The 7,972-nt window shown below is 61.3% G+C and carries 9 protein-coding genes; 6 read left to right on the top strand and 3 right to left on the bottom strand.

The window, feature by feature from the left end; translation table 11 throughout:
• From VHX65_02775 to VHX65_02765, 3 genes are all read right to left on the bottom strand, one after another.
• Positions 1-428, bottom strand: a 428-nt coding sequence (locus tag VHX65_02775) for a SufE family protein (GenBank protein HEX3997454.1), incomplete at its 3' end; no start/stop codon positions are given.
• Between the two features lie 35 nt (positions 429-463).
• Complete coding sequence (locus VHX65_02770) at positions 464-613, bottom strand: hypothetical protein (GenBank protein ID HEX3997453.1); 150 nt, start codon at positions 611-613, stop codon at positions 464-466.
• A 152-nt stretch (positions 614-765) separates the two neighbouring features.
• Positions 766-1,773, bottom strand: a complete 1,008-nt coding sequence (locus VHX65_02765) for a sulfurtransferase (GenBank protein HEX3997452.1) — start codon at positions 1,771-1,773, stop codon at positions 766-768.
• A 263-nt stretch (positions 1,774-2,036) separates the two neighbouring features.
• Between VHX65_02765 and ettA the strand changes: the two genes are divergently transcribed.
• The 6 genes from ettA to pssA all read left to right on the top strand — a co-directional run.
• Positions 2,037-3,710 carry an energy-dependent translational throttle protein EttA gene (ettA, locus tag VHX65_02760; GenBank protein ID HEX3997451.1) on the top strand — a complete coding sequence of 558 codons (1,674 nt, stop codon included), beginning with the start codon at positions 2,037-2,039 and terminating at the stop codon, positions 3,708-3,710.
• Positions 3,711-3,767: 57 nt separating this feature from the next.
• The gene (locus tag VHX65_02755; protein HEX3997450.1) at positions 3,768-4,163 is read left to right on the top strand and encodes a zinc ribbon domain-containing protein; all 396 of its coding nucleotides are present in this window, start codon (positions 3,768-3,770) and stop codon (positions 4,161-4,163) included.
• A gap of 24 nt (positions 4,164-4,187) precedes the next feature.
• Entirely contained in the window at positions 4,188-4,397 is a 210-nt protein-coding gene (yacG, locus tag VHX65_02750) for a DNA gyrase inhibitor YacG (protein HEX3997449.1), read from the top strand.
• Between the two features lie 153 nt (positions 4,398-4,550).
• Positions 4,551-5,876: a hypothetical protein gene (locus tag VHX65_02745; protein ID HEX3997448.1), complete on the top strand. Its 1,326-nt coding sequence runs from the start codon at positions 4,551-4,553 to the stop codon at positions 5,874-5,876.
• A gap of 230 nt (positions 5,877-6,106) precedes the next feature.
• Positions 6,107-7,075, top strand: a complete 969-nt coding sequence (locus VHX65_02740; protein ID HEX3997447.1) for a phosphatidylserine decarboxylase — start codon at positions 6,107-6,109, stop codon at positions 7,073-7,075.
• A gap of 142 nt (positions 7,076-7,217) precedes the next feature.
• The coding region (gene pssA / locus VHX65_02735; GenBank protein HEX3997446.1) for a CDP-diacylglycerol--serine O-phosphatidyltransferase at positions 7,218-7,972 on the top strand (755 nt) is incomplete at its 3' end.

The following is a 7,972-nucleotide window of genomic DNA, read 5'->3' as shown; positions in this document are numbered from 1 at the left end:
GCCGCCGCGATCACGACTTCCCTTCGGATGCGGGTGAAGATGGCTTGCAGGCCGCGCATGCGGACCATGCCGAGGGATTCGACCAAGCCCAGCCGCTGCAACAGATCGGCCGGGGCGGTCAACACTTCCTCCGGCGTGGCGCCGCTAAACGCGTCGGCCAGAATGCCGACGAAGCCTTTCACCGTCGGGGCTTCGGGGGCTACTTCGGCCTGAATCTGCACGCGGCCGTCGATCACCTCGACCCACAGGAACACGGCCGTTTGGCATTCGTGAACCCGATGCTCGGCCCGTTCGGCCTCGGCCTGCAATCGGGCCGGCAGCGGCGGCAAGCCTTCGGCGAATTCCAACAGCAACTCGAGCCGTTCGCGCGGCTCCAGTTCGGCAAACTGCTCGATGATCGATTCCAATTTGTTCGCAGTGGATGACATCTATCGACGGCGGGGCTGCTGGTAGTGCGAAGGGGTCAGGCACATTTTTCGGCACGTCGCACAACGGCAAATCGCACCGAAACATGCCGAAAAATGAGCCAGACCCCGTGCTCGAGCCGTTCGCGCGGCTCCAGTTCGGCAAACTGCTCGATGATCGATTCCAACTTGTTTGCGGTGGAAGACATTTATCAGCACGATGGTTACTGTGTGACGGCGGCTGAAAACAAAAGGAGCCGAGTCGTGCGCCCTCCTCGCCGACGCTTCGGGCTGGTGTACGGATACTAGCCCGAAGCGTTAGCGAGAATGAAGCGGCGCGAGCGCATTTCTTGAATGTTGTTCAGGCAGGATTCGAGACGGCGGCGGTTTCCGCCATCGGCTTCGGCTCGGTGTGAGGTTGCGCTGCCGGTTCGTGCGTTGCGGTCTCGGGGTTTGCGGTCTCGGGGTTTGCTGCCTCGGGGTTTGCTGCCTCGGCGTTTGCTAGGGTTGCCTCCGGGCCGGCGCCGCGTTCGATCGGCACTCCGACCGAGTTGCCCCATTCGGTCCACGAGCCATCGTAATTCTTCACCTGCGGGAACCCAAGTAAATAGCGCAGCACGAACCAGGTGTGGCTCGAGCGCTCGCCGATCCGGCAGTAGGCCACGACGCGGCTGCGGCGTTTCAGGCCGTGCTCTTTGAGATAGAGGTTTTCGAGTTCCTTGGCCGAGCGGAACGTGCCGTCTTCATTGGCCGCCTTGGCCCAGGGAATATTGACCGCTCCTGGAATATGGCCACCGCGGAGGGCGCCCTCTTGCGGATAATCGGGCATATGGAGCAGTTGGCCCGTGTATTCGCCCGGCGAGCGGACATCCACAAGCGGCTTGGCAGACCGCTGATGCTTCAGCACTTCGTCGCGAAACGCGCGGATCGAAAGATCTGGCTCTTTGGCGTGGTATTCGGTTGCCGAATAAGTTGGCTCGGGATCGCGCACCAGCGGCCGGCCGTCGAGTTCCCAGCGTTTTCGGCCGCCGTCCATGATGAAGCAATTTTCATGGCCGAAGAGCTTAAACACCCAAAAGGCGTAGCAGGCCCACCAGTTGTTCTTATCGCCGTAAAACACGACCGACGTGTCGTGGGCGATGCCCTTGGCCTGCATCAGCTTCTCGAAATGCGATTTATCCAAAAAATCGCGGACCACTTGGTTTTGCAAATCGACATGCCAATCCAGCCGCACGGCGCCGGCAATATGCCCCTGCGAATAGAGTAGAACGTCTTCGTCGGCCTCGACGAGGCGCACGCCCGGATCGTGGCGGTGTTCGTCGACCCAGGCGGTGCTGACGAGCACATCGGGAAATGCGTATTTGGCCATGAAATCCTCGGCGGGTTAGGTAAATCGGATGCAGTGGGTAGGTGGCGTCCAACCTACTAAAGACCGGTCGGCCACGCAATCGGCTGGGCATGGCGAGCGGTGCGCCGAGGAAGAGGAATCACGCCGGGTCGCGGGGGGCGGCGAAGGCTTCTCCTGCGGTCGCAGCAAGCTGGCGCCCTTCCCGCGGCATGGGCTGCCGGTAGAATTTGAGATTCTGCTCTTTGAATTGATTTATAAATCTCGACATATAAGAATTTTATCGCATGGGTCAGCAATACATCTATCAGATCGAAGACCTTGTCAAGAAACATGGTCAGCGCGAGGTGCTCAAGAATATCTGGCTGGCGTTTTATCCGGGAGCCAAGATCGGCGTCCTGGGGCGCAACGGCTCCGGCAAGAGCACGCTGCTGCGGATCATGGCGGGACAAGATAAGGATTTCGAAGGCGAAGCCAAGCTCGCCGGCGGTTTTACGGCCGGTTATTTACCCCAAGAACCGCGGCTGAATCCCGACAAGAATGTGCTCGAAAACGTCGAAGCAGCGGTCGTCCGCACTCGGGCCATCTTGCAGCGCTTCGACAAAATCAACGAGCGGCTCGGCGAACCGCTCGAGCCCGACGAAATGGACAAGCTCCTTGCCGAGCAGGCCCGGGTGCAAGACCAGATCGAAGCGATGGGCGCTTGGGAGCTCGACCGGCAGATCGAAATCGCCATGGAAGCGATGAACCTGCCCCCTGGCGATGCCGATGTCACGAAGCTCTCGGGCGGCGAGCGGCGGCGCGTCGCGCTGTGCAAGATTCTGCTGGAACGGCCCGACTTGCTGCTTCTCGACGAGCCCACGAACCATCTCGACGCCGAGGCCGTGGCGTGGCTCGAACGGCATCTTTCCGACTACGCGGGCACGGTGGTCGCCGTAACCCACGATCGCTATTTTCTCGACAACGCGGCCGGCTGGATCCTGGAACTCGATCGCGGCCGAGGCATTCCCTGGGAAGGCAACTACAGTTCGTGGCTCGAGCAGAAACGGGCCCGGCTGGTGCAGGAAGAAAAAGCCGCATCGGCCCGCCAGAAAACGCTGGCCCGCGAACTCGAATGGATTCGGATGGCCCCCAAAGCGCGGCAGGCCAAGAACAAGGCCAGAATCCGGGCCTACGAACAGATGTCGGCCGAAAAATTCGCCGACCGCGAGGATGAATTCGAAATTCAGATTCCGCCGGGCAAGCACTTGGGCGAATTGGTGGTCGAAGCCGACAAGGTTTCCAAGGCCTATGGCGACAAGGTGCTGTTCGAGGATTTCAGCTTCCGTCTGCCAGCCGGCGGAATCGTCGGCGTGATCGGGCCGAATGGCGCCGGCAAGACGACGCTGTTTCGCTTGATCATCGGGCAAGAACAGCCCGACGCCGGCGAAATGCGTGTCGGGCCCACGGTGGAAATGGGCTACGTCGATCAATCGCGCGACGCCCTGGACCCGGATAAAACGGCATACGAAGAAATCTCCGGCGGCCACGACACGCTCGACATGGGCGGCCGCACGGTGAACTCGCGGGCCTATGTCGCGCGGTTCAATTTCACGGGCCAAGATCAGCAGAAAAAGGTCGGCGTCCTCTCCGGCGGCGAACGGAACCGCGTGCAGCTGGCCAAACTGCTCCGCCGCGGTTGCAATCTCTTGCTATTGGACGAACCGACGAACGATTTGGACGTCGATACGTTGCGGGCATTGGAGGAAGCGATTCTCAATTTCGCCGGCTGCGCGGTGGTGATCAGCCACGATCGCTGGTTTTTGGACCGCGTGGCCACGCACGTGATCGCGTTTGAGGGAGATGGCTACGTGCATGTCTGCGAAGGGAATTTTCAAGTCTACGAAGAGCAGCGCCGCCAACGGTTGGGCATGGAGGCCGATCAGCCGCACCGCTTCCGCTACAAGAAATTGCAGCACTGAGAGTCCGTGACACTATTGGAGACCCGTTTCCACATCCTCTGACCCCTGTTTTTTCCGATGCCTACCTACGACTACGTTTGCGATGCCTGCGGACACAAGTTCGAACTGTTCCAATCGATCAACGATCCGGTGAAGCGGAAATGTCCCGAGTGCAGCAAACGGAAACTGCGGCGATTGATCGGGGCGGGGGCCGCGATCATGTTCAAGGGCTCCGGCTTTTATCAAACCGACTACCGCAGCGATAAATACAAGGAGCGGGCCGCTGCCGATAAGCCGCCAAGCGAAAGTTCTGGCGACAAGAGCAGCGGCGACAAGAGCAGCGGCGACAAGAGTAGTGGCGACAAATCGAGCGGCGAAAAGTCGGCTGCGAGGGCGGATGGCGCCGCCTCCGCGAGATCGGAATCGAAGTCGTCCGCCGGCAAGAGTTCGTCACGATCGGGCAAGAAGAAATAATGGCGGCCTAGCGCCAACGCACACATGCCTCCTCCCAAGTGCCCGATCTGCGGTCGCACGATTACGGCTGAAATGCAGAAGACGGCCGTGATGCCATTTTGCAGCCCGCGCTGCCGGCAGGTCGATTTGCATCGCTGGCTTGGGGAGCAGTACGCCGTGCCCAATGCCCCTTCGGAGGGCGAGGAAGACGAATCGCCCGACGCCGCGGCGTCTTCCGAGCAGCCGGACGAATAATCGCTTCGTCTTCGATTTGCGGCCCCGCGGCGCCCCGCGTTTGCGGTTTCGCGCGTCGCCGGTTTCCCGCGCCTCGCTGCTTTCGCCGACAATCGCCTGTACGTATAATTGCCACCGGCTTTTACCTGGTCGCAACTCCTGGTGGATGAGCGTATGCCCGAAGACCGCGGCGGCACCGTAAGGCAAATTGCCTGGCATGATGTTTTTCCGTGGTTGAGCTTGGTTCGCGCGGTTCGGCTTGCCGCGGCGCCGCGTTTGGTGCTGCTGGCCGCCTTGGGCTTGGCGTTGACGGCCGTCGGCTGGCGCGGCATCGGCTGGGCGTTTTCCAGTTCGCAGCAACTGGACGAAACGGGCTGGCGGGTGGAAGACTATGCATGGCCGTGGGAGTCGCCCGAGCAGGATTACGGCGCCGCTTCGCTGTCGCTCGAGCGATTCAATCCGCTACATGCGCCGCTCTACAATCCGCTGATCCGCTCGGCCAAATGGCTTAGCCGGCCCTTCACTCGAATATTCTGGGACGGGCAAGGGAACAACGGCCTCCGTGCATCGTTCGGCCCCACGGCCGGCGCGACGCCGATCGTCTATTCGCTGTTGTGCGGGCTTTGGGAACTCGCGATTTGGAGTCTGATCGGCGGGGCGATCACGCGCATTGCCGCGCTGGCGATGGCCCGCGACGATCGCTTGGGCTTGGTCGGGGGTCTGAAATTCGGCGTTCGGAAATGGCCGGCCTATTTCTTCGCGCCGTTGGTGCCGTTTTCGGCGGTGCTTGGGTTGCTGGTGCTCGGCTGGATCGGCGGCCTGCTGTTGCGATGGGATCCGACGGCGTTCGTGGTCGCCCTGCTTTGGCCGATTTTACTCGTCGTGTGTTTCGGGGTCGCGGTGCTATTGTTGGGGCTGCTCTTCGGCTGGGCACTGATCTGGCCGACAATCAGCACGGAAGGAACGGATTCGTTCGACGGCCTGAGCCGATCGTATTCGTACACCTTTCAGCGGCCGCTGTTCTATTTGTTTTTCGTCATCGTGGCGGGGTTTCTCGGCGTGCTCGCGACGCTGATTGCCTGGCTCCTGGCCGATTGGACTCATGTGCTTTCGGTTTGGGCGGTGAGTTGGGGGGCGGGGTTCAGCCGCATGAGCGAACTTTCGGCCGCATTCGCCGATCCGGCGGCGGCGGGTGGACTGTTGGGTGGAACCGCTCGGCTGCTCGCGTTTTGGGACGGTTGCATCGTCCTGCTGGCCTTGGCCTACGTATATAGTTATTTTTGGACCGCCGCCACGCGGATTTATTTCTTGCTTCGCCAACGCGTCGACGGCACGGAGTTGGACGAAGTGGCCGTCGAGGAATTCGAAGCGGAAGAGACCTACGGCCTGCCGGCGCTCGCCCCGGACGAAACGGGAATGCCACGCGTGGTCGAACCGGTCGTTTCGGCCCCTGCACCGTCACCCCCGGTGAAACCGCCCGACGCGCCGAGCGGGCCCTAATAATCCCCGATGAATTCCGATCACGGGCGTGCCATGCCTGCGGCTTTGCGTGGGCATGCGTGGTTGCCATCGTGGCTACGAAGGCCACGGGCATGACACCCACAGCGCGTACCGGTTTGCGAACTGGACGCGTGCTTCCCCGAAAGCAGTGGCGGCACTACGATTATGGCGCGGAGGTTCGTGCCATTCGCCCGTTGACTTCCCATTCGACTGTTCGAAACAAGCGCCCGATGAGTTTATCCGAATCACTGCCTGCCGCCGGTGCGACCGTGCGCGGCCCGAGCCTGCCTGAGCCGTTGCCGCGCGAAATCACGAGCACGCAACCGGGGGGCGGCGTTTGCAATTCCATCGAGTTGGCGTGGGGCAAGTGGCGGCGCTGGTATCTCAAGCGGTTTCGACCGGGATATGTCGAGCAGATGCGGCAGTTGCGCCGCGGCGATCCGGCCGGCTGTCCGCATGAAATTCTCGACCCGCGCGATCTGAAATTTTTCTGTAATCAGACGGATTGTCATTGGGACGCTGCCGACGATCCATTTCGGTGGCGCGAGCGAATTCCGTTTGCCCGCTGGGGACTGGCCGAGTTGCAATTGATGGGCTGGCCGCTGCTGGGGGCGACGATCGCGCTGGCCTTCACGTTCTGGTATTTGGCCCCGATCACCGGGATCGTGTTCTGCCTGATCGTCTATTTCTTCCGCGATCCGCCGCGGCGGATTCCGCAAGAACGGGGCCTGCTCGTGGCCCCGGCCGACGGCAAGGTGGTCGAGGTCAGCCATTTGGAGCACGACGAATATGTCGGCGGCCCGGCGGTGCGGATCGCAATTTTTCTGTCGCTTTTCAACGTGCATATCAATCGCGCGCCGTGCGCGGCGCGGATAATTCGGCTCCGGTATTCGCCGGGGCGGTTCATCAGCGCACTCGATCCGGCGTGCTCGATTCACAATGAATGCATGTGGATCGGCCTTGAGGAACCGGTGGCCCCATATCGTCGGATGGCGGTACGGCAGATCGCGGGGCAAGTGGCGCGGCGAATCGTCTGCGATCTGCGGCCGGGGCAAACCGTCGAGCGCGGCGAAAAGTTCGGCATGATCAAACTCGGCTCGCGAACCGAATTGATTTTGCCTGCCGCGGGGCTGGAGGTGGCAGTGCGCGTCGGCCAGCGAATCCGCGGTGGCCGCGACGCGATCTGCCGATATACTTAGGGCCGAAAAAGTACGCCACACGAGCCCGAAGCGTCAGCGAGGAAATCCAAGCTAGCCCGAAGCGCCAGCGGGGAAATCCAAGGTGCGCCGAAGGGGACAGTCCCCTTTTTTTCCGAAGACTCCAAAAAAGGGGACAGTCCCCGTGCGAAAAATCCGCACCATCGCCGTTCTGCCCACGCTCTTCACGCTGGGCAATCTCGTCTGCGGTTTTTTTAGCATCGTCGTGGCCTCGCGGGTCGAGCGGCCGCTGACGGATCGTATTCCGCCGAGCCCGGCCGGTGTCGTCGTGGCATTCGATTCGAACGATCCGACGCACAATATCATGCTCAGCGGCTGGCTGATTTTTCTGGGCATGATCTTCGACGCGCTGGATGGCCACGTCGCGCGGCTGGCCCGAACGTCGAGCGATTTTGGCGCGGAATTGGATAGCCTTTGCGATGTAGTGACGTTCGGCGTTGCGCCGGGATTTTTGCTTGTGAAGATGTGTCCGTATTTGGCGTATTATCATCCCGAGGCGATGTGGGTGATCGCGGCGGCGCTGCCGGTGTGTGCGGCCTTGCGGCTGGCGCGGTTCAACGTCGAAACACCGACCGACGACGACCATCTGAATTTCAGCGGTCTGCCCAGCCCGGCGGCGGCCGGCTCGGTCGCCGGTTTTGCAATCCTATTTTATACGCTCCGCCGCGACACCAGCACCCTGCCGAACCTTCAGCAAGTCGATTCGATCATGGAGATTTGGGTCTGTTTGTTCGCGTTGGCGGCGGGGGCGCTGATGGTCTCACGGATCCCCTATCCGCATATCGTGAACCAGATTTTCCGGGGGCAGCGAAGTTTTGGGCACATCGTCAGCGTCGTGTTCGCGCTGATACTAATCGTTATCAGCCAGGGGTATTCGAT

The organism is Pirellulales bacterium (assembly GCA_036267355.1).
In the GTDB taxonomy this organism is placed as follows: Bacteria; Planctomycetota; Planctomycetia; order Pirellulales; family DATAWG01; genus DATAWG01.
This window is presented reverse-complemented; position numbering and strand designations above follow the sequence as displayed.